We start from the raw sequence: 20,649 nt of genomic DNA, 5'->3' as shown, positions 1-20,649 counted from the left end.
TGCTGTGTATTTAAGGAAGTTCCTACTATGTATATAAAGAATTAACTGATCTCATGAGAGGGTCACGATGAAAGGGATAAAGGTCGTTGAAACAGCATTCAGGGATGCGCACCAGTCACTTCTTGCAACTCGCCTCCGGACAGGGGACATGATACCCATCGCAGAGGAGATGGACCGGGTTGGTTTCTTCTCACTGGAGGCATGGGGAGGCGCAACCTTTGATACATGCATACGTTACCTGAACGAGGATCCATGGGAGAGGCTGCGGGAACTCAAGGAGCACATAAAGAGGACTCCCATACAGATGCTCCTCCGTGGTCAGAACCTGGTGGGTTACAAGCACTACCCCGATGACATCGTAAGGAAGTTCATTGAGAAGTCCTATGAAAACGGCGTTGATGTGTTCAGGATATTCGACGCCCTCAATGACCTCCGCAACATGGAGTACGCCATAAAGGTTGCCAGGGAACAGGACGCCCATGTGCAGGGGGTTATCTGCTACACCATAAGCCCATACCATACACTTGAAAGTTACGTGGACTTTGCAAGGGAACTCGAGGCCCTTGAATGTGACTCAGTTGCCATTAAGGACATGGCAGGTTTAATATCACCCCACGACGCCTACGAACTTGTAAGCGCCCTTAAAGAGGAGACAGACCTCATGGTGGATCTTCACTGCCACTGCACAAGTGGTATGACACCCATGAGTTACTATGCAGCCTGTGAGGCGGGGGTTGATATACTTGACACTGCAATATCCCCCCTATCATGGGGTGCCTCACAGCCTCCAACAGAGAGCCTTGTTGCTGCCCTCAGGGACACCCCCTATGATACTGGACTCGACCTCAGGATCCTGAAGAACATCAAGAAGTACTTCGAGGAGATCAGGAAGAAGTACAGCAGCATACTGGACCCAATCGCCGAGCAGATCGACACGGATGTCCTCATATACCAGATACCAGGGGGTATGCTATCAAACCTTGTTTCCCAGCTAAAGGAACAGAACGCCCTTGACAGGTACGAGGAGGTCCTTGAGGAGATGCCCCGCGTCAGGAAGGACATGGGTTACCCACCACTTGTAACCCCAACGAGCCAGATAGTGGGTATACAGGCTGTTATGAATGTCCTGAGCGGTGAAAGGTACAGTATGGTCACCAATGAGGTGAAGGACTACTTCCGGGGACTCTACGGTAGACCACCTGCACCTGTAAATGAGGAGGTTGCAAGGAAGGTCATCGGCGATGAGGAGCCCATCGACTGCAGACCCGCAGACATCCTCAAGCCCCAGTACGAGGAGTGCAGGAAAAGGGGTGAGGAGATGGGCATCATAGAGAAGGAGGAGGACATACTGACCCTTGCACTCTACCCAGCCATAGCACCCAGATTCCTGAGGGGAGAGGTGGAGGAGGAACCACTCGAGCCCCCCGTGGAGGAGAGGGCGCCCAGCGGTGATGTGCCAACTGTATTCCATGTTGAGGTGGACGGTGACGAATTCAACGTCAAGGTTGTACCCACAGGATACATGACCATCGAGGAGGCTGAACCGGAACCCGTGGACGTTGAGGGTGCCGTCAGGTCAACGATGCAGGGCATGGTTGTGAAGCTGAAGGTCAGTGAGGGTGACCATGTTAATGCAGGGGATGTTGTGGCTGTTGTTGAGGCCATGAAGATGGAGAACGACATCCAGACACCCCATGGTGGCGTTGTTGAGAAGATATACGCCGATGAGGGTGAAAGGGTTGAAGCCGGTGACATCCTCATGGTCATAAAATAAAAATTTTTATATTTTTTACACTGCAGCCATCACAGGCACCTCCAGCTTCTGCTTCAAGAGCAGCATCCCCCAACTGTGAGTTCCATGGGTCATTTACATCTGCATTTTTCCACTAGCATTGAGAGCGTACTCATTTTCTAGAAGCTTTTTTCTGCTATTATCTCTCTATAACTGATCCCTGTAAATCAGTGAAAAGCTATCGTTGAAGATTCCAGATCCGTTCAATCCATGATGACATGATGATGCAGCCAGCGGCCGTGAGTAAACCCTCAAGGAGACCCCCTGTTGCTGAATAGACCCCCATGCTCACCACCGACCTCATGATGGGGAATAAACCTGCTAGGTACAGGTATGCAGAAAGTCTGAATTAAGAATATTAAAGGTGGTGCAGTTAACATGATCAGGAGATAACCTTTAAGGTCTACATATGCTCCCTCATCCCTCTTCATGGACAGAAGGCCCCTTATCACCAATGCGATGCTCAGGACGAGTACCACAGTTGCAATTACATTGTAGAATACCAGCTGCCATGCAGGATAAAACCACCATGTATGTGCATTCACCATCACCTCAGGGTGATAATATAATATGAATACATAAAAAAGTATTCCTTGATTCTCTCAGTTAAAGAAGTATTGGGTTAAGAAGAAACATATGTTCCCCCACCCTTCCCTCAGTTAAAAAAAGTCTGTGGTCAGAAAAAAACTATAATAAGCCTCCAGTGTGAGGATCAACCCTCTATTCAAGGTATCCTGTGGGATCCTCAACACCTGCAAGCTTGAAGGCCCTCCTCCTCCTCATACAGGACTCGCAGACCCCACAGTGGACCTCACCTCCACTGTAACATGAGTAGGTTAACTCAAAGGGCAGACCCAGAGCAGAACCAACCTCAACGATCTCCCTCTTGGTCATACCTATAAGTGGCGCCCTCACCTCAACACCCCGGAGCGTACCTATACCCAGAAGCCTGTTGAATGCATCAAGAAACTCTGCAGAGTTATCAGGGAAGGTCTCGGCCTCCTCAAGGTCCCACCCCACTATAACCGCATCTGCATCCAGGGCCTCTGCAAAGGAAACACCAATAGCTGTAAAGACTATGTTCCTCCCGGGTACCCAGACCCTCCTTGCCGTCTCAAGGCACTCCTCCCTGTCATCAAGATCCGCTGGTGAGGGTATCTCACCACCCGCTGTGAGGGCGGAACCACCAAGCCTTCCAAGCCAGGGGAGTTCAATGGTTGTGTGCTCAATGCCAAGGTGCTTTGCAAGTTTCCTGGCGTGTTCAATCTCCATTGAGGCACTTCTCTGGCCGTAATCGAATGTTAAAGCGTGGATCTCATATTCAGATGCTAGCAGTGCTGTTGCAACTGCAGAGTCCATGCCAGCTGATAGTATGCTGATAGCCTTGCTCATTTCAGACCTCCCCATCCCTTATGCTTTACCAGTATGCTGATCAACCTAATCATCAGAAGCCTCCCTATGTTCTACCAGTATGCTGATTGACATTATCACCTCAGGCCTCCCCGCTATTATTTTATTCTCCATTCTTATCCTCCATGAAGTTTCTGAACTGTTTCTCGGCCATTTCAATGACGTCCCTGAGGGGTATCCCTGTTTCGAGTGATATCCTTCTTGCATCCTCGTATTCTATCCTTGCATTAACAACCCTTGAGCCCAGGATGCCCACCTTGAACCTGGCCCTTCTTCTCCCCTTTATATCAACCTCTGCCTCCATGACCCTCCTCTCAAGGACGCCCCTGTGAACCTGGGGGAATATCCTCACACCAAGGGTTCCTGTCTCAGAGAATAGGCGCTTGAGTATCATTTCATGATCATTTTCCCTGCATATGACTCTTATTAACTGTCCTGGACGGTTTTTTTTCATTATAACTGGCGTGAGCGTCACATCAAGAGCCCCTGCATCCATGAGGCTTTCGAAGAGGTTGCCAAGGACCTCGCCGCTGAGGTGATCCACATTGGTCTCAAGTAGAGTTACCATGTCATGGTGCACCGCCTCTGAGCCCCTCACCACCCTCAGGACATTCGGGAAGTCAGGGTCCATGTCCCCTGCACCGTAACCTGTGGCCTGTATCTCCATTGGAGGGTGGAACCTCCTGTATCCCCGGACCATGTTAACAAGGAGCGCGGCCCCTGTGGGGGTTGCAAGCTCCATCTCAACCGGGCCCCCAGTCACAGGAAAACCCCTGAGTATCTCAACGGTGGCCGGTGCAGGGACAGGTATCTTTCCATGGGCGCCACTCACTGTACCTCCCCCAATCGCCACAGGTAGTGTGTAGACCGTATCCCTGTGGAGGTTGAGGTCAAAGTAGGCAAATACAGACCCCAGGACATCTGCAACTGCATCGGCAGCCCCAACCTCATGAAAGTGGACCTCATCCAGTTTCACACCATGCACTGTTGCCTCTGCCTGTGCCATGGTATGGAAGACCGCCCTTGCCATTGATAGCATCTCATCGTCAATGCCAGGATGGCTGATCCTATCAAGGCGCTTTAAAAATTCCATGTAACCTATGCTGAGGGAGTCGTCTGCCCTCACATCCACGTGGGTTGCCCTGAGGCCTGACCTCTTAACCTCCGACACCTCCACCGTTGCCCCGCCAAAGTGGGATGCTGCCTCCTCCATGACCTCAGCTGTACGCTCAGGGTGGGCTCCCATGTCTATGAGGGCCCCCACCATCATGTTACCTGATACCCCTGCAAGCTGGGGGTCTATTACTGTTACCATTCAAGCACCGTTCAGATCATTCTGGTGGTGAATTGACTATTATTCTCCTTATGGGTATCTCTATTATGGTGTACTTCTCATCACCAAGTTCCCTGCTGAACCTCGCGACTATGGGCTCCACTAGCTCCTCGTCAACCACCGAGCATACCAGGACTGCGTCCCTTGCATAGTCATGTATAAGTGAGATTGCTGACTCGGGGTCCTCCTTGATTGAGAATCCCCTCCACTCTGTTGGGGAGACGCCCTTGTATTCAACTATGTAGAAACCCGTGACGCCCTCATCTGCCAGTATGTTCATGACGCGACCAAGGTTCTCAACCTCCACGAATACCCGTAGATGCACCTTCATTAATATCACCCTATATAGATATGTGGTGTGTAGATAATAAATCTGATGAGGAATAAAATGGTGAAGATACTGGGTTGCGGATAATAAATCTCATTAGGAATAAAATGGTGTTTATATCTGAAGGTGAAGCCCTTGAATGGAAAGTTAAATCTTAACGGTACGGAAATTGTAATCGAATCTGATCTTGTGAGGGTGAGCGCAGAATCAGGGCTTATAACTGCCTCCAAGACAATCAGCACAGCATCCAAGGTTACCCATGAACTTCCAGGACCCCCTGAGGTTTCACGTGTGGGTAACGTGCTCTCGGTATTCTCTGCTGGAGATTTCCTCGATGTCCTTGTGGTGTGTGGGGAGAGGTGTGGCGACCGTATACCTGAAATCCTGCAGCTTGCTGTAAGGGAAGTGACATCAGCCCTGGGGTTACTCGCAGAAATCCTTGAGTCCAGGGTAACCGTGGTCTCCATGCCCGGTGATGAAGGGTTCAGTGCCTCTGACCTGAAGAAGTCCCTGAGGCTTTCATCTCAGAACATGCTCCTTGAGGGCCCGAGGGTTGAGGAACTCCTGGAGCTGCACGGTGTGACAGCTGAGGCCATGGTCGAGGCGGGTATGGAGCTCGTGGTTGGAGCTGAGGTCACGGATGAACTGAGGGAGAGGCTGCGATCCGAGATAAACCGTGCGCTGGGGGATCTGAACGTTCGTGTGCTTCTTGCCGCGGCACTGCATATTGAGGATGACATCAGAAGAAGGAGGCTGCTTGGAGTTGACCTCACAGATGACCCGGCCTACCTCTACAGTGATGAGGTGATGGGCATGGCGGTTGCCAATCAGGTGGCGGGCACCAAGGCAATATTCAACTTCAAGCGCTACGATGAGGAGAAACCAGGTGTGATAGGGGATCTCGGACCCATGGTGGATGATGCAGTCGCTGGACTCATAGCAGGCTGCATGTCAAGGCTCTTTGAGTGATGGTGGTTTTTCATGGATTTTCTGAGGAAATTCGCTGGTCTCATATCATTTTCAACCGTATTCCCGGTGGGTTCAGAGGCGACCGTTGAGGAGATAGCCTCCCTCACAATCCACTGGCCACTCGTGGGGGCACTTATAGGGGCCATTGTGGGTTCAGGGGGTCTTTTAGCATCCCTCATACTCCCATACCCGGTGGTTGCCTGTGCCGCATATGCCCTTGCCATATGGTTCACCGGCTTCCACCACCTTGATGGCCTCATAGACATGGGGGACGCCCTCATGTCCCATGGGAGCTTCGAGAGGAAGATAGAGATAATGAGGGACCCCCGTATCGGTACCGGTGGACTGGGACTTCTCATTGTAGTCTCTTCACTGACAGTGGCATCAGTATATTCCCTTCCATCGAATATCATATTTCAGGGCCTTTTAATTTCAGAGGTCTCTGCAAAGATATGCCTTACAGGGTGTGCACTGGTCTCAAGGCCCCTTGACAGTGGCACAGGAAGGCACTTCATAGTTGCAGCCAGGAGCCCCCTGATGGCTCCTGTGTGGATCCTCTGGTCAGCTGCAGCCTACCTGTTACTCGGGATCCCCGGCGCTCTTGGTGTTGCCGTGGCAGCTGCCTCGGGAGTATTCATCGGATTTACTGCGAGGAGAAACTTCTACTGGAGCACAGGTGATGTTCTCGGGGCCTCAAATGAGATCGGGAGGATGATGGGTCTCCTGGCGATTGCTGCAGCCATCCAGTTAACATGATTATACTGATTTATGGAGGTCATTATAATGGACATCAGGGTTTTAAGGTTAGGTCACAGGAAGTCACGGGATGCAAGGATCACAACACACGTTTGCCTCACCGCAAGGGCCTTCGGGGCATCTGAGGTTATACTGAGTGGTGAGGAGGACCCGAAACTCATGGAGGGCGTTGATGATGTTGTTAAGAGGTGGGGCGGACCCTTCAGGGTGAGTTACAGGAGAAACTGGCAGGGAGTCATTGAGTCCTGGAAGCAGATGGGTGGGGAGGTTGTGCACCTCACAATGTACGGTCTCCCTGCAAGGGACGTTATACCGGATCTAAGGGAAAGTCCGGCAGGTAAAATGGTGGTTGTCGGGGGCGCCAGGGTCCCCGGGAAGGTCTACAGGCTTGCAGATTACAATGTTGGGGTGACTAATCAGCCCCACTCAGAGGTCTCATCCCTTGCAGTCTTCCTTCACATGCTCCTTGATGGAGGCGAATTCGACCTCAAATTTGAGAACCCCCTGATAGAGGTTGTGCCCCAGGCCCACGGTAAGAAGCTGATTGAGAGGGGAGGTGATGCTGATGCTGAGGGTGATAGATAACCTGGTTGTAAGGGAGATTCTAACAGGTATAAGGAGGAAGGGGATTGACCCCTCCAGTTTCAGGAAGGGAATATCTGATATAGGCCGCTACCTGGCCTATGAATTCGCAGATACCCTCAGGTGGCGTGAGGTTGATGTTGAAACGCCGCTGGGAGTTGTCTCGGGTGTTGAGATCACAGATAGAAACAGGATCGTTGTGCTGAGCATCCTCAGGGCTTCACTACCCTTCACAGAGGGTGTTATGAGGGTTTTCCCCGAGGCAGAACAGGGTATAGTGGGGGCCTGCAGGTCAGATGATCCTCCCTTCAATGTTTCAGTCGATTACCTGAGGGTCCCTGAACTGGATGATAAGATAATGGTGATAGCGGACCCCATGCTTGCAACAGGTAACACGATTATGGGGATCCTCGAGGCCCTTGAGGCATACGGCAACCCTGAGAGGACCGTACTCTTCAATGTTATATCCTCAAGGCCCGGCCTTGAGAGGGTTCTTGAAATGGATATGGAGGTCTACACCTGCAGTGTGGAGGAGGAACTCAACGACAGGGGCTACATAGTCCCGGGCCTGGGGGATGCAGGGGACCTTGCATTTGGAAGACCATCAGAATAGATAAGAATAAAACGACCCTGGGGTGGAGTTACCCCCTGTTGTCACCCTGTTGCTGTCATTGTCCCAAACAAAACAGCCAGGGTAGAGTTACCCCAAGCCGTCAGATAACCAAAATAACAGATCTAAACTTCTTAAAAACGAATAAGAATAAGACGTATCACGAGAATTGATATAAACTGATCCCTGAGGAAAGAGTGGCTGGAGTAACTGATCATCAATCGTAGACTGACCTTCCACAGGCTGCCGCTACTATACCAGGTATTCCCTCAACCTTAAGCTCAAAGATGGCCTCCATCCCCTCCTCCTCGAATGCTGCGACTCTTCTTGATTTAATACGGCTTGTTAGGAGTGCGGCGACGGGTGGTGTTACAATGAAAATCGCCCCGGCATCACCGAGCGCCCTCACGGTTTCCTCCTTAAGTTTTCCCTTACCTATGTGAACCAGCACCCCCCTTGATGCCAGGTAGGGCATGCTCTCCTCTATGTCCTCCTTGTTGCTGCTCGTGGGGGCTATCCCCGCCGGGCTTACTGCGGTGTGCATTATCGCAGCACCCCTCACATCAAATGGCTCCTCACCCCTCTTAAGGGCATCAACAAGTTTGGGGAGGGCCGCATCCCTTCCAGTGTATATGATCCCATCTATGATAACACGGTCTCCGGGACTGAGCCCCTCAAGTTCCCTTCTCGTTGTTGGTGTAGATATCCTCATCATTACTACCATCCAGAATCCATTGTTTGACAAGTTGCAGATATCCTCATAATTACATCAGGAATCCATGTTAAGTTCAGAATCTTAAGACTGGCAGAGCCATCAAGTTTAACTTCTAAATAAGGGTTTTGAGATCCTCAAGGAATAGTTCAATGTGCTCCCTCTTGATGTGGGGCATGACAACAACCCTTATGGCTGGGGGGCATGCTGATACAGAGACAGCCCACCCCATCTCCTCGAGTCTGGAGGCAAGTTTCTCTGGACTGATGGATGGATGATTGAATCCCACTATGTTGAGTTCCGATTCAATTACCGGTTCATAGCCCAGATCCTTAAGGCCCTCATTCAACCTGGAGGTCACATCCATCACCCTCAGGGCGAGTTCACGGTACCCGCTACGTCCCATGTGTCTGAGGACCGCCCATGTTGCAGCTGCAGAGGCCCCTGTCCTTGTGCCGACTATCGTTGACTGCTGCTTCTCTGTGAGGTAGGGGGTCTCTATGCTCATGGCGTCGAGGTAGGTTTCGTCCCTGAAGAGTATGCATCCACTGGGTATCGGGGCCAGACCCATCTTATGGGGGTCTATGGTGATGGATGAGACACCAGGGAGTTTAAAGTCAAATTCAGGGAGTTCAAAACCTGCATCCCGTAAGAATGGTATTATGAAGCCCCCGAATGCTGCGTCCACGTGGAGGTGGATGTCCTCCTCAATACAGATATCTGAGAGCTCTGCTATGGGGTCTATCCTCCCGAGTTCAGTTGTCCCTGCAACCCCCACGACGGCCACGGTGTTATCGGATATCATCTCCCTGACAGACCCCACATCAACACGGTAGTCCCTGTCCAGCTCCGCCTCCCTGAGCTCAAGACCCATTATATCTGAGGCCTTTCTGAAGGAGAAATGGGCGGATTTAGGGACGATTATCTCGGGTTTATCCACTCCTGCCATGTTCCTGGCGGCCCTCATGGCCATGAGGTTGGCCTCGGTGCCCCCTGTTATTATGTGACCCGCTGCACCTGGTCCTGATAGGAGTTCCCCCAGCATGCCTATAACACGGGATTCGAGCTCCCTGGTTCCCTTGAAGAGTCCGGGGTCGCCAAGGTTGGACTCCAGGAAGTCACAGTAAACCCTCCTTGCCAGGGGGTGTGAAGATGTGCACATGGATCCAAGTATCCTGCCTGAGGTGTAGGTCATGTCCCTTGACCTGAATTCCTCAAGAAGTTCGAGGACCCTTTCCTCGGGGAGGCCCTTTTCATCCATTTTTACGCCCAGAAAATTAATTTATATGTGAAAAGAGGTTTTAGAGAAGTTTCCTTGCCGCCTTAAGGAGGAGTCTCTGTTCTGCCCTTGCAACTGTCTTCCTCACCTCGGCAACCGCATCTGTGTTGGCGGATACACTGCTTATTCCGAGCTCCACCAGTTTCTCGACTATCCGTGGGATGCTTCCTGCCTGGCCACAGATACTGGTTTTAACCCCGGCCTCATTGCATTTCTTTATAACCCTCTCAATGAGTTTGAGGACCGCGGGGTGACCCTCCGTGTAGAGGTCTGCCACGTGTTCATTGTTCCTGTCTATTGCAAGGGTGTACTGGGTGAGGTCATTTGTACCGAAGCTCACAAAGTCGACGCCCTCTGCAATGAAGTCCTCGATTATGAGTGCAGCTGCAGGTGTCTCCACCATGATACCGAATTCAACGTCCCTGTGGGGCTTAAGGCCCGCCTCCTCTGCTATCCTCTTGGCCTTCCTGAGTTCATCAGGGTGCTGTACCAGGGGTATCATTATGCCTATGTTGGTGTAGCCCTGTTCATGGAGTTTCTTTATGGCCCTGAACTCTGCCCTGAGGATCTCTGGCTCATCCAGTTCCCTGCGTATACCCCTCCAGCCCAGCATTGGGTTGTGTTCGTAGGGTTCATTCTCACCACCCTCAAGGGTTTTGAATTCATCTGTGGGCGCGTCAAGGGTCCTGTACCATACTGGGCGTGGGTAGAACTCATCTGCAACCTTGAGGATGTTCTCTGCGAGGATCCTCACAAGTTCATCCTCACGTCCGTCCTCAATGAATTTCCTTGGGTGTACGCCTGTTGTGAGCATCATGTGCTCGGTCCTCAGAAGTCCAACCCCATCTGCACCTGTTGCTGCGGCCTTCCTTGCAGCCTCGGGCATGCTCACATTAATCTTGACCTCTGTAACTGTGAGTATGGGTGACTCGACGGTGACGGATTCCTGGGCAGACTCCTTCTTCTCCTCTTCTACGACGCGACCCTCATAGACGAGTCCCTTGTTACCGTCGATGCTGACAACCTGGTTCTCCCTTAAAACCTCAGTTGCATTTCCGGTACCGACAACACAGGGTATTCCAAGTTCCCTTGATACTATCGCAGCATGACAGGTGACACCGCCCTCATCGGTTATTATACCGCTTGCCCTCTTCATTGCAGGAACCATGTCAGGGGTTGTCATTACCGTGACGAGGATGTCGCCGAGCTGTATCTTATCCAGTTCATGGATCTCCCTTATTATCTTGACCTTACCTGATGCAAGGCCGGGGCTTGCCCCGAGGCCCTTGAGTATGATGTCCTTTGACTTAACCTCTCCTTCCTCCACGGCTTCCCCGAGGGTTGTTATGGGCCTTGACTGTAGCATGTAAACCTCCCCATCCATTATGGCCCACTCGGTATCCTGTGGTGAGCCATAGTGTTCCTGTATCCTTCTGCCCATCTCCGAGAGGGCGGCTATCTCCTCATCAGATAGGACCCTCTTGTTTCGAAGTTCAGGGGGGACCTCCTTTTTCACTGTCCTGCCATCCTCCCTTGTGAACATGACATTCTTCTCGCCGACAGTGAATTCAAGGAGTTTACCTGTGCTCTTATCAACCCAGTAGGTGTCAGGGGTCACTGAACCTGACACCACGGCCTCACCGAGGCCCCAGGAACCCTCAATGAGGATCTTATCCTCCCCTGTTGATGGGTGGACTGTGAACATGACCCCCGCCTTTTCAGCGTCAACCATCTCCTGGACAACAACCGCTATGTAGACCCGGGAGTGGTCGAAGTTGTTCTCCTCCCTGTAGAATATGGCCCTGGCCTCGAAGAGGGATGCCCAGCACTTCCTGACATACTCCATGACATCCTCGGCGCCCCTTATGTTGAGGAAGGTGTCCTGCTGACCAGCGAATGATGCCTCGGGGAGGTCCTCTGCTGTGGCTGAGGAACGTATGGCGACGTACACATCATCCTTCCCTATCCTATGGCAGAGTGCGTTGTATGATTCTATTATGAGTGTCTGTATATCCTCTGGTATCTCTGTGGATGTTATTATATCCTTTATCTCAGCGGATACCTTCTGCAGTTCCTTTGTATCGTTGACGTCAAGGTTTTCAAGCATGTCCATTACAATGGGCTGAAGTCCCGTGTCTGTCATGAATTTGTCATAGGTTGCCGCTGTAACCACGAATCCCGGGGGGACAGGTATGCCTGCCTGTGTAAGTTCACCCAGGTTTGCACCCTTTCCACCAGCGATTCCCACATCATCCTTACCGAGTTCCTCAAAAAACGCCACATACTTAACCATTTTATCCCCTGAACTAGTTGGTGTCATTAAAAATGTGAATATGGAAAAAATTAGAATTTTATTTTACGAGTTCCTCGCCCCTGTCAATCACAATCCTGCATGGAACAGGGAACTTCATTGCAGCCCTTCTGAGGGCCTCCTTGGCATCCTTGAAGTTCTTCTTGTTTGTCTCGATTGTGATTATCTTCTGGTTCTTCTTAACAAGGGCCACTGTACTCACAGGTTTCCCGAATGCCTTCCTCATCCCGTCCTGAACACGGTCAGCCCCTGCCCCTGTCGCCATGGGGTTTTCGCGGACTATGTGGTGGGGGTAGACCCTTATCTTAAGGTGGTAACCCATCCTACCGGCCTTCCTCTGCATGTAACGGTTTGAGGCTATCCTGGCTGCCTCCAGGGCATTATGGGTTATCTGGGTGGGTGCCTTAACAGCAACGCTCAGTGAAATCGGGAATTCAGCTGAGAGGTTACCCATATCATATTGAACTATCTTTGAACCTGGAATCTTCTTGATGTACTCTCTTCTTGTGTATGCACGAACCATGAATAATCCTCCTGTAATCATGTCCATGAGAATAACTATGAAATGAGTATCTCGGTAACCATTAATAAATATTGTCTTGGAAGCCAAACAGTTAATAGATCCAACCTGAAAAATATAAGGATACATATAATTAGCAGGGATGGTTTTTAAAAGTTTCCATGGTGTCATCATGAAGATAGCCATAACCGGTAAGGGTGGGGTGGGCAAGACAACCATAGCCGGCACCCTGGCCTGCATATTCTCTGGGAAATTCAGGGTCTTCGCCATCGACGCCGACCCCGACATGAACCTTGCATCCAGTATAGGCATAGATGAGGAGATAACACCCATATCCCGGATGAGGGATATTATAAGGGAGCGAACAGGGGCAGAGCCGGGTTCATCCTTCGGTGAGGTATTCAGGCTCAACCCAAGGATAAGTGACCTTCCAGATTCACTCTCCATCCAGCACCCCCGGAGACCCAACCTCAGGGTGATGGTGATGGGTACCGTGGAGCATGGTGGCGACGGCTGTGTCTGCCCTGCCTCGGTGCTCCTCAAGGCCCTGCTCCGTCACCTGATACTCAGAAAGGATGAGATGGTGATCCTTGATATGGAGGCCGGAATAGAGCACCTCGGGAGGAGGACCGCGGAATCCGTTGATCTGATGGTGGTGGTGGTTGAACCAGGCCTCAAATCACTTGAAACAGCATCCCGAATAAAGAAGCTGGCGGCCGATATCGGAGTTAAGAGAATAATGGCCATAATCAACAAGGTCTCCGGGAGAGGGGATGAAGAATTCATGCGTGAACGGCTTGAGGCAGCTGGAATTGACGTGCTTGGCTGTGTACCCGCAGATAAGACCGTTGTGGCGGCTGATATGAGGGGCGAGCCCCTTGCCATGCACCCGGAATCAGCTGCCTTCAGGGCCATAAGAGAAATCTCCGAGAGGATAGCCTCAATGGAGAGATAAATTAGATGGGTGGTAACATAACACAGGAGGCCTGAAATGAGGATATCAGTAACCATAGAAGCGGAATACGAATCAGAGGAGGAAGCCAGGATAGTTATGAAGGCACTTGAACCCGAAAACAGGACATACGTTGAATCTGAAATTGAAGGATCAACATTAAGGTTCACCATGGAATCAGATTCCATTGGAACAGCCCTGAACACCGCAGATGACCTCATATTCTCTGAAATGATAGTCGAAAATATGATGGGATTTAAATCACAGAATTCAGAGAATTGAAGAATTCAGATTTAATCAGGCTTAAGCATGTGGTGATTGGATGAAGTTCAAACTTAAGGGAATAATAAAACTCAGTAAAGAGGTTCCAGAGGCAGAGAATGACATTGAAGAGTTCCTGAAAGAGGCTGAAAAAGACATTCTCAGGAGGGGAGTCCCTGAGGGCCAGGAGAAGGAGGCTTCACATGTAAAATCATGGGAGCTCAGGGGGGACACCCTGAAACTTGAAATGGAATCAGGGCGACGTGTGAGGGCCCATGATGGCCTTCTGAGACTCAAAAAGCCCCTGGGACAGCTCCTTGGGCCCCGTTACAGGGTCGGTGTGAGGGGTGTTAATGTGGAGGACTACACCCTTGAAATGGACGCCCCCGGGGTATCAGAAATCCCCGGTCTCAGGGACCTGCCATTTGTGGAGGACGCGAATATCTCAGAGGGCACCATAATGGTGAGATTCCAGCCCCTTGATGAGTCAGACCTCAGGAAACACGTTGTGGACCGGGTTGTGAAGCACGCCCTCAGCCTCGTTGAATCATCACCGGACCTCACAACCAGGGTCACAAGGGCAACACCTGGGGAGATAGTTGCAAGAAGCAAAAAAAGGGAGTTCTTATTTGATGGAGACCCCACAGAGGAGGCCGTGAGGCTCGGGTGGGTTAAAAAGTTTCCAGGGCGTGGACAGTGGTTCTACGGGCCCCAGATAACCGCCCTGCACCGTGCACTGGAGGAGTTCCTCATTGAAAGAATCGTGAAGCCACTGGGATTCGTTGAGTGTCTCTTCCCGAAGCTCATACCTCTGGATGTTATGAACAGGATGAGGTACCTTGAGGGCCTGCCTGAGGGGATGTACTACTGCAGTGCGCCACGCAGGGACCCTGAAACCTTTGAGGAGTTCAAGAATGAACTCATCATAAACAGGGAGGTGCCAATGGACCTCCTCAGGAGGGGTCTGAAGGATCCCGGTTACGTTATTGCACCGGCCCAGTGCGAGCCATTCTACCAGTTCCTCTCACATGAGGTGGTGAATCTGGATGACCTCCCCATAAAGTTCTTTGACAGGAGCGGCTGGACCTACAGGTGGGAGGCGGGGGGAGCCAAGGGCCTCGACAGGGTCCATGAGTTCCAGAGGATAGAACTTGTATGGCTGGCATCCCCCCAGGACACCGAGGAGATACGTGACCGCACCGTTGAACTCTCATATGACGCCGCCGATGAACTGGAACTTGAATGGTACACCGAGGTGGGGGATGACCCATTCTACCTTGAGGGCAGAAGGGTTGAGGAGAGGGGAATAGAGTTTCCTGATGTCCCCAAATATGAGATGAGGCTCTCACTGCCAGGGCAGGAGAAGGGTGTGGCAGTTGTATCTGCCAATGTCCACGGTACACACTTCATTGAGGGATTCTCAATCAGGGAGGCCCGTAACATGAACATATGGACTGGATGCACGGGTATAGGTCTTTCAAGGTGGATATACGGTTTCCTGGCCCAGAAGGGCTTTGATACTGGGAAATGGCCGGAATTCATAAGGGAGCGGGTTGAGGGTGTTGAGGCGCCCCGTATAGTTACCTGGCCCGGCAAGGACTGATCTGAGGTGGTCATTTGAACTGTGACAGGCACCCTGAACGTGAAGGTGTGGCGTCATGCATTATATGCGGGAGGATACTCTGCGAGGAGTGCCGTCTGAAGCTTGGAGGGAAGAATTACTGTGAGAGGTGTGCTGATAAGCTCTTCAGGGAGCGGGTTGAGTCCGGTGAAGGGGAAAGGAAGGGAATGGGTCTCGGTGTTAAGATACTCATTGCCGTCCTCATAATCCTGGGTATCCTTGCTGTTCTATCATACCTGATTTACACCGTGTACCTTGCACCCTATTATGGCAGCCCTGAAAATGTGCTCGGGATACTCATGAATGACCCTGAAAGGATAATCCGTTTTCTGGGAACAAGGATCTCCACTTAAACTGATCAGAAGTGAAACAGATTTAATAACACCCCTGATCGGTTCCTGGGAAAGGATCTATACCTAAACCCTCCGGGGGTAGCTGGGCTCCCTGAACTCTATCAGAAATGATGTGCCCTCCCTCGACTCAAATGTGAGTGTCCCTTCAAGCTGCCTCACAAGACCCAGAACAATAGCCAGGCCAAGACCTGCGTCTTCCTCAAGGCTGAAGCCATCTGGAAGGCCCCTCCCATTATCACTGACCCTGAGAAGGAAACCATTAGAGGTATCCTCAAGGGATACCCTGATAGTTCCACCATCATCGAATGCGTGTCTCAGGCTGTTTGATACAAGTTCATTTAGAATGAGTCCCAGTGGAACTGCCGTCTCAATGTCAAATTCCACATCACCGATATCAACCTCAATCTGGACACTGGACCTGTACATGTCGCGCAGGTATGACAGGAGCCCCTCTGTGTAGGATGCAAGGTTTACTGTGCTGGCCTCTGGATTGGAGAGGAGGAGCTCATGGACCAGTGCCATGGCCCTTATCCGAAGCTGCAGAGCCCTCATGAGTTCACATGAATCATGCTCCATTCCCCGTGCCTGGAGGTTTATTAGACTTGAGATGATCTGAAGGTTGTTCTTGACACGGTGGTGGAGTTCTGATAGGAGTGTTCTGTTGGCCTCAAGGGACCTTCTTGCTTTCTCCTCGGACCTCTTTATATCTGTTAGATCCTCAAAGATTCCCAGGAACCCCCCATCAATCCTTCTTATGAGCACCCGTATCCATCTATCCCCCTGCCTTATCATGAACTCCCCCTGAGTTTTTCTGACAGCTGCAAGGTCCCCGTGGAGTTCACCTATAAATCTGTTATCTGCAGGTTGCCTGAAAATCTCCCGGACGGTGGGGTTTGACTCCACTATCCTTCCATCGGAATCCATGAGGACCACCCCAACGGGGAGTTCCATGAAGAGTGACCTGAACTTCCTTTCACTGATCCTCAGTGACTCCTCCTTATCGCTCAGTGACCGCAGGTAGAGGCGCAGAACCGCGAAAAGAAAAAGTGAGGTCAGGAGTATGAAGAGGGACCCCTTGATGATTGAAAGCTGTATGACAGCGTGGGGCTGTGCTATGAGATAGAGGATGTAGTCTGATGAGAGTATCCAGAGAAGGCTGAAGATTGCATAATAGAGTGCTATTCTGAGTGCATCTCTCTGGGGATCCATATTATATTGTTCTCTTTAGGGGTCCTAATAATTTTTGGAAAAGTGAGTTCTTATCGTGAGCTCATCAGTGAAATGAAAATAGAATCAGCAATTCCTTCTGAAGTTATGTTCTCTACAAGAATCAATCAAGTATTTGTGGATTCTGAGGAAGTTATTCCTCTGAATCCTCATCTTTCTCCTCTTCCCTCTTCTCAAATACATCGGCAAATTCAACCTTGGTGACGCCCTCAATGTTCTCCCAGACGTCCTTCGCTATCCTGAACCTTGTGAGGGTAACATCCATGTAGGACCTGTTATCAAAGCGTGTCATCTCATCCATGCAGATCCTCACGCGCCCATCATCTATTTCAACCTCTGTCTTGTCGATGTCCATGTTCTGGGATGGGTAGTGGAGCTGTATCATGCTCTTTACCTTTTCAACATCATCTGTGATTATCTCAGTGACCTTCAGGTCGTATTCGAGGATTTTACCTGCAAGTTCATGGTTGAAGTCCACCCTCACGCGTCCACCTGAGACGTTGAGGACCCTGCCCTCATGTCCCTCAACAGTCAGGGGCATTCCAGGGTAGGGCTTTATTCCCTGCCTCTTGAATTCGCCCATGGGTATGAGCTGGACAAGTTTTGGGTCCCTGTTACCGAAGGCGTCCTCTGGTTCAATTTCAACGTGTTTTTCCTCGCCTTCCTCCATTCCGATAACGGCCTCATCAAGACCCTTTATGAGGTGTCCTCCTCCAACAACGACTGGTATGGGGCCAAAGGTCTTCTTTATCTGAAGTCCAGCCTCCTTAGCCACTTCCTCGTCTGTTGTGTCAAAGACCTCACCGGTCTCCTTGACCTTACCTGTGAATTCGATTTTTATAAAGTCTCCTTTATTCACTGCCATATCTCTAGCCTCCTGTGTGGTATTCTATCCTTAAATTCTCCAAGGATCTCTTTATCCTTAAATGCAAGAATTCGAATTACAGATGGATAATTTTCTATATATTTATGGACCAGTCCCTTATGAACCTTTGCCTCGAGGACCGAGATTATGCGCTGCCTGTGGTGCCTGCTGAATGATGGGGGTATGGCGGCCTCAACCTCAGCAGTTGAATGGTATGGTCTTTTCCTTACTACTGCAGATGCTGTTACATCATCGAAGAGGTTGAGATCCTTGAGTTCTTCAATTTCAAGGCTGTTGGCGTTTCTGAGTATCTCGCTTGAGAGCCTCATATCATGTAGGGGCGCCCTTCCCTCTGAAATTTCCCTTTCAAGGACCTCAACCGTCTCGGCAGGTAGCATATCTGCGACTTCCCCAATTTCGCCCCGGGATACCGCCTCCCGTATTCTGGTTCCGCTCACACCCTCAAGTCTTCTTATGAATATGAACTTATTTCTGAAGTTGAATCCGATCTTCCCGAGGGCCCCTGCAAGGGATGCTATGACATAGTTGTCCTCCTCAAGTTTACCCTCAAGTACGGTCTCAGAGGTGTCAAGGTCCACTATCCTGTAGGGCCTTGGCACAACCCTGTGGCCCCTCCTTATCCTCTCAAGGACCTCATCAAATCCATCAACCGGCCTGTAGCCGCGGGGTATCCAGTCAGCATCGAGTGCCCTGAACATCCTTGCAAGGCAGAGGGAGTACTGGCCCGAACCCATAACACCCATGGGAGGGCCCTCAACCACTATATCAGCCCCTGCCCTGATGGCTATCTCCGCCCTTGCCTGGCGGGTCATTATGTAGGGGACGCCCCTCCCACTCCTCTCAAGGGGTCCCGGTATTACAGCAACGAAGAGGGCGCCCGGTCTGAGCCTTTTCGCCTCCAGCATGCAGTGCCTGTGGCCCCTGTGAAAGGGGGAGTACTCTGTGAAGTCTGCCATGATCCCTGGTTCAGATGCATGGTCACCGTATTCCGGTTCATTGATGGAGTCCGCCCTGATGAGTTCAAGGTCCCTTTCAATTATACTCCCGAGAAATTCCTCTGAAGGCATGTTAATTAATATAAAGAGGGGGGTAAATAATTTAAGTGGATGATACCATGCCAGTTGACCTCTTCCTTGAAAACTGCAGAACCGAGAGGGGAACCTTCAATATAGGTGTTGATGATGGAAGGATAGTTAAGATAACCCGTGGGAGGATGGATGCATCTGAGAGGATTGACCTTCGGGGTTATCATGTGCTCCCAGGGCTCATAGATGCCCATGTGCACTTCAGGGACCCGGGACTGGAGTACAAGGAGGATTTCAGGTCCGGTTCAATGGCCGCTGCCCGTGGAGGCTTCAGCACCGTCATTGACATGCCAAACACCGTGCCGCCAGCAGACACCACATCTGAGTTTAAAAGGAAAATAAAGATTGGTGAGCGTAAGAGTGTGGTTGACTTTGGGCTTCACGCAGGCTACTCTGACCCCTCAGAGGTTGAGGGGATACTCAAATTTGGTCCGGCCTCATTCAAGGTCTTCATGGACTCCATTGAAATGGGTAAGGTTGATGTCCTCTTCAGGAGACTCAGGGATCTCGGGTCGGGGGTGCCCATCACCCTGCACTGTGAAAACAGGGAAATAATAAGGCATTCCCGTGAAAATCTCGGGGAAGTGGAGGAACCCTACGCCTACTCCCTGGCAAGGCCACCACTCGCAGAGGAGGTCTCGGTTGCAGAGGCGGCGGCGCTCGCATACCATTACAGGCACCCCGTCCACATATGTCACCTCAGCACCAGGAGGGCCCTCCGGTTCATTGAACCCTTCAGGGGGTATATTACCTGCGAGGTTACACCACACCACCTCCTCCTGGACTCAGGGTATCTCAGGAGGTTCGGTAATCTTGCAAAGACCAATCCCCCCCTGAGGTCAGCTGAAACTGGATTATCCCCAGGGGATCTTCCTGATATAGATATAATTGGAACCGATCATGCCCCCCATACACTACCTGAAAAGGAGATGGGTGTCTGGGAGGCGCCTCCAGGTATACCAAACCTTGAGGTTGTCCTCAGAGTTCTTCTCACGCTGGTTTCAGAGGGCAGGATGAACATTTCAACCATAAGGAGAATGCTTGCAGAGGGGCCGGCCAGGATCTTCGGACTGGCTTCCAAGGGATTCATAAGGGAGGGGATGGACGCCGATTTCACTGTTGTCGATCTGAGGAGAGAAGGGGAGATAAGTGCCGATGAATTCTACAGCAGGGCCCATTACACGCCATTTGAGGGTTTCAGGTACCGGGGGGATGCTGTGATGACCATTGTCCGTGGAGAGGTTGTTATGGATGATGGTGAGGTCCCTGGTGGGAGGGGAAGGTATATTGCGTGCCACAGCAAAAAAGAACATGATTAATAATGAAAAAATTTATATCTGATAATAAAGATAACCCCAAATCTCGATGCATCTGGATGGTGAAACGATGTGTGAATCAAACCTGTACTCAGAGGATGGAGAACTCCTCATGGAGGACGTTATATTAATTGAGGTCCTTGAAGATGGAATCAAAGCAACGGATGTCCTTAACTCAACAAGGAAGTTTGAAGGAAAACTCACAAGGCTGGACCTCGATAAGCACAGAATTTACATAAAACAGAAAAAATAACTTTTTCTTCAGACACAGATTTAACTAAAACAGGTCAGTTAACTGACACAAAATTAGAGATCAGAATTAGCTTTTGAAATTTATTTTTAAAAA

22 protein-coding genes are annotated in these 20,649 nt (G+C 50.7%); 11 read left to right on the top strand and 11 right to left on the bottom strand.

The features are described from left to right. The first annotated feature begins 67 nt into the window (after positions 1–67). Positions 68–1,774, top strand: a complete 1,707-nt coding sequence (gene oadA, locus L5462_RS03150; protein ID WP_237779351.1) for a sodium-extruding oxaloacetate decarboxylase subunit alpha — start codon at positions 68–70, stop codon at positions 1,772–1,774. Between the two features lie 269 nt (positions 1,775–2,043). Here oadA and L5462_RS03145 read toward each other — a convergent pair whose 3' ends face one another. From L5462_RS03145 to L5462_RS03130, 4 genes are all read right to left on the bottom strand, one after another. Continuing rightward, the gene (locus tag L5462_RS03145; protein ID WP_237779350.1) at positions 2,044–2,343 is read right to left on the bottom strand and encodes a hypothetical protein; all 300 of its coding nucleotides are present in this window, start codon (positions 2,341–2,343) and stop codon (positions 2,044–2,046) included. Positions 2,344–2,512: 169 nt separating this feature from the next. Then, positions 2,513–3,184, bottom strand: a complete 672-nt coding sequence (gene queC / locus L5462_RS03140; RefSeq protein WP_237779349.1) for a 7-cyano-7-deazaguanine synthase QueC — start codon at positions 3,182–3,184, stop codon at positions 2,513–2,515. A gap of 121 nt (positions 3,185–3,305) precedes the next feature. Continuing rightward, complete coding sequence (larC, locus tag L5462_RS03135; protein ID WP_237779348.1) at positions 3,306–4,517, bottom strand: nickel pincer cofactor biosynthesis protein LarC; 1,212 nt, start codon at positions 4,515–4,517, stop codon at positions 3,306–3,308. Positions 4,518–4,533: 16 nt separating this feature from the next. Beyond that, positions 4,534–4,866 carry an MJ1244 family protein gene (locus L5462_RS03130; protein WP_160322990.1) on the bottom strand — a complete coding sequence of 111 codons (333 nt, stop codon included), beginning with the start codon at positions 4,864–4,866 and terminating at the stop codon, positions 4,534–4,536. A gap of 132 nt (positions 4,867–4,998) precedes the next feature. On the opposite strand from L5462_RS03130, the gene cobZ reads away from it, so the two are divergent. Genes cobZ through upp form a run of 4 tightly spaced genes read left to right on the top strand, consistent with a single transcriptional unit; the run spans position 4,999 to position 7,783 of the window. Further along, complete coding sequence (gene cobZ, locus L5462_RS03125) at positions 4,999–5,832, top strand: alpha-ribazole phosphatase CobZ (protein ID WP_237779347.1); 834 nt, start codon at positions 4,999–5,001, stop codon at positions 5,830–5,832. A gap of 12 nt (positions 5,833–5,844) precedes the next feature. Continuing rightward, complete coding sequence (cobS, locus tag L5462_RS03120) at positions 5,845–6,588, top strand: adenosylcobinamide-GDP ribazoletransferase (protein ID WP_237779346.1); 744 nt, start codon at positions 5,845–5,847, stop codon at positions 6,586–6,588. A 24-nt stretch (positions 6,589–6,612) separates the two neighbouring features. After that, a complete protein-coding gene (locus L5462_RS03115; protein ID WP_237779501.1) occupies positions 6,613–7,173 on the top strand; it encodes a tRNA (cytidine(56)-2'-O)-methyltransferase in 561 nt (186 codons plus the stop codon). Next, on the top strand, positions 7,148–7,783 hold the full coding sequence (upp, locus tag L5462_RS03110; protein ID WP_237779345.1) for a uracil phosphoribosyltransferase: 636 nt from the start codon (positions 7,148–7,150) through the stop codon (positions 7,781–7,783). The genes L5462_RS03115 and upp overlap by 26 nt, the downstream gene beginning before the upstream one ends. A gap of 214 nt (positions 7,784–7,997) precedes the next feature. Here upp and L5462_RS03105 read toward each other — a convergent pair whose 3' ends face one another. The 4 genes from L5462_RS03105 to rplJ form a co-directional block, all read right to left on the bottom strand. Continuing rightward, complete coding sequence (locus L5462_RS03105; RefSeq protein WP_237779344.1) at positions 7,998–8,495, bottom strand: fumarate hydratase C-terminal domain-containing protein; 498 nt, start codon at positions 8,493–8,495, stop codon at positions 7,998–8,000. 112 nt (positions 8,496–8,607) lie between these two features. Then, entirely contained in the window at positions 8,608–9,753 is a 1,146-nt protein-coding gene (gene mfnA, locus L5462_RS03100) for a tyrosine decarboxylase MfnA (RefSeq protein ID WP_237779343.1), read from the bottom strand. Positions 9,754–9,793: 40 nt separating this feature from the next. Next, complete coding sequence (gene ppsA, locus L5462_RS03095; protein ID WP_237779342.1) at positions 9,794–12,064, bottom strand: phosphoenolpyruvate synthase; 2,271 nt, start codon at positions 12,062–12,064, stop codon at positions 9,794–9,796. A 58-nt stretch (positions 12,065–12,122) separates the two neighbouring features. Further along, entirely contained in the window at positions 12,123–12,605 is a 483-nt protein-coding gene (rplJ, locus tag L5462_RS03090; RefSeq protein ID WP_013296292.1) for a 50S ribosomal protein L16, read from the bottom strand. Between the two features lie 169 nt (positions 12,606–12,774). Between rplJ and L5462_RS03085 the strand changes: the two genes are divergently transcribed. Genes L5462_RS03085 through L5462_RS03070 form a run of 4 tightly spaced genes read left to right on the top strand, consistent with a single transcriptional unit; the run spans position 12,775 to position 15,789 of the window. Then, on the top strand, positions 12,775–13,557 hold the full coding sequence (locus L5462_RS03085; RefSeq protein ID WP_237779341.1) for an AAA family ATPase: 783 nt from the start codon (positions 12,775–12,777) through the stop codon (positions 13,555–13,557). Between the two features lie 36 nt (positions 13,558–13,593). Beyond that, entirely contained in the window at positions 13,594–13,836 is a 243-nt protein-coding gene (locus L5462_RS03080; protein WP_237779340.1) for a KEOPS complex subunit Pcc1, read from the top strand. Positions 13,837–13,876: 40 nt separating this feature from the next. Beyond that, positions 13,877–15,418: a serine--tRNA ligase gene (gene serS, locus L5462_RS03075; RefSeq protein WP_237779339.1), complete on the top strand. Its 1,542-nt coding sequence runs from the start codon at positions 13,877–13,879 to the stop codon at positions 15,416–15,418. A 14-nt stretch (positions 15,419–15,432) separates the two neighbouring features. Further along, complete coding sequence (locus L5462_RS03070; protein ID WP_237779338.1) at positions 15,433–15,789, top strand: hypothetical protein; 357 nt, start codon at positions 15,433–15,435, stop codon at positions 15,787–15,789. A 63-nt stretch (positions 15,790–15,852) separates the two neighbouring features. On the opposite strand, the gene L5462_RS03065 is transcribed toward L5462_RS03070, so the two are convergent. From L5462_RS03065 to L5462_RS03055, 3 genes are all read right to left on the bottom strand, one after another. Further along, positions 15,853–16,998, bottom strand: a complete 1,146-nt coding sequence (locus L5462_RS03065) for a sensor histidine kinase (RefSeq protein ID WP_237779337.1) — start codon at positions 16,996–16,998, stop codon at positions 15,853–15,855. A gap of 151 nt (positions 16,999–17,149) precedes the next feature. Further along, positions 17,150–17,881 (bottom strand): peptidylprolyl isomerase, encoded by a 732-nt coding sequence (locus L5462_RS03060; protein WP_237779336.1) that lies wholly within the window; start codon positions 17,879–17,881, stop codon positions 17,150–17,152. Continuing rightward, positions 17,872–18,969 (bottom strand): nucleotidyltransferase family protein, encoded by a 1,098-nt coding sequence (locus L5462_RS03055; RefSeq protein WP_237779335.1) that lies wholly within the window; start codon positions 18,967–18,969, stop codon positions 17,872–17,874. The genes L5462_RS03060 and L5462_RS03055 overlap by 10 nt, the downstream gene beginning before the upstream one ends. A 47-nt stretch (positions 18,970–19,016) precedes the next feature. Between L5462_RS03055 and pyrC the strand changes: the two genes are divergently transcribed. Both pyrC and L5462_RS03045 read left to right on the top strand, forming a co-directional pair. Beyond that, complete coding sequence (gene pyrC / locus L5462_RS03050; RefSeq protein ID WP_237779334.1) at positions 19,017–20,306, top strand: dihydroorotase; 1,290 nt, start codon at positions 19,017–19,019, stop codon at positions 20,304–20,306. 67 nt (positions 20,307–20,373) lie between these two features. Further along, on the top strand, positions 20,374–20,556 hold the full coding sequence (locus tag L5462_RS03045) for a CooT family nickel-binding protein (protein WP_237779333.1): 183 nt from the start codon (positions 20,374–20,376) through the stop codon (positions 20,554–20,556). Positions 20,557–20,649: the final 93 nt, after the last annotated feature.

Origin of the sequence: Methanothermobacter sp. K4, assembly GCF_022014235.1 — an archaeon.
Taxonomy (GTDB): Archaea; Methanobacteriota; Methanobacteria; order Methanobacteriales; family Methanothermobacteraceae; genus Methanothermobacter.
This window is presented reverse-complemented; position numbering and strand designations above follow the sequence as displayed.

What these genes read in the sequence shown, in the direction of transcription:
- L5462_RS03045 (WP_237779333.1), top strand. Translation starts at nt 20,374, where the DNA reads ATGTGTGAATCAAACCTGTACTCAGAGGATGGAGAACTCCTCATGGAG.
- L5462_RS03060 (WP_237779336.1), bottom strand. Translation starts at nt 17,881, where the DNA reads ATGGCAGTGAATAAAGGAGACTTTATAAAAATCGAATTCACAGGTAAG.
- oadA (WP_237779351.1), top strand. Translation starts at nt 68, where the DNA reads ATGAAAGGGATAAAGGTCGTTGAAACAGCATTCAGGGATGCGCACCAG.
- L5462_RS03105 (WP_237779344.1), bottom strand. Translation starts at nt 8,495, where the DNA reads ATGATGAGGATATCTACACCAACAACGAGAAGGGAACTTGAGGGGCTC.
- L5462_RS03130 (WP_160322990.1), bottom strand. Translation starts at nt 4,866, where the DNA reads ATGAAGGTGCATCTACGGGTATTCGTGGAGGTTGAGAACCTTGGTCGC.
- L5462_RS03065 (WP_237779337.1), bottom strand. Translation starts at nt 16,998, where the DNA reads ATGGATCCCCAGAGAGATGCACTCAGAATAGCACTCTATTATGCAATC.
- ppsA (WP_237779342.1), bottom strand. Translation starts at nt 12,064, where the DNA reads ATGGTTAAGTATGTGGCGTTTTTTGAGGAACTCGGTAAGGATGATGTG.
- mfnA (WP_237779343.1), bottom strand. Translation starts at nt 9,753, where the DNA reads ATGGATGAAAAGGGCCTCCCCGAGGAAAGGGTCCTCGAACTTCTTGAG.
- cobS (WP_237779346.1), top strand. Translation starts at nt 5,845, where the DNA reads ATGGATTTTCTGAGGAAATTCGCTGGTCTCATATCATTTTCAACCGTA.
- rplJ (WP_013296292.1), bottom strand. Translation starts at nt 12,605, where the DNA reads ATGGTTCGTGCATACACAAGAAGAGAGTACATCAAGAAGATTCCAGGT.
- queC (WP_237779349.1), bottom strand. Translation starts at nt 3,184, where the DNA reads ATGAGCAAGGCTATCAGCATACTATCAGCTGGCATGGACTCTGCAGTT.
- L5462_RS03085 (WP_237779341.1), top strand. Translation starts at nt 12,775, where the DNA reads ATGAAGATAGCCATAACCGGTAAGGGTGGGGTGGGCAAGACAACCATA.
- larC (WP_237779348.1), bottom strand. Translation starts at nt 4,517, where the DNA reads ATGGTAACAGTAATAGACCCCCAGCTTGCAGGGGTATCAGGTAACATG.
- L5462_RS03080 (WP_237779340.1), top strand. Translation starts at nt 13,594, where the DNA reads ATGAGGATATCAGTAACCATAGAAGCGGAATACGAATCAGAGGAGGAA.
- L5462_RS03055 (WP_237779335.1), bottom strand. Translation starts at nt 18,969, where the DNA reads ATGCCTTCAGAGGAATTTCTCGGGAGTATAATTGAAAGGGACCTTGAA.
- upp (WP_237779345.1), top strand. Translation starts at nt 7,148, where the DNA reads ATGCTGATGCTGAGGGTGATAGATAACCTGGTTGTAAGGGAGATTCTA.
- serS (WP_237779339.1), top strand. Translation starts at nt 13,877, where the DNA reads ATGAAGTTCAAACTTAAGGGAATAATAAAACTCAGTAAAGAGGTTCCA.
- pyrC (WP_237779334.1), top strand. Translation starts at nt 19,017, where the DNA reads ATGCCAGTTGACCTCTTCCTTGAAAACTGCAGAACCGAGAGGGGAACC.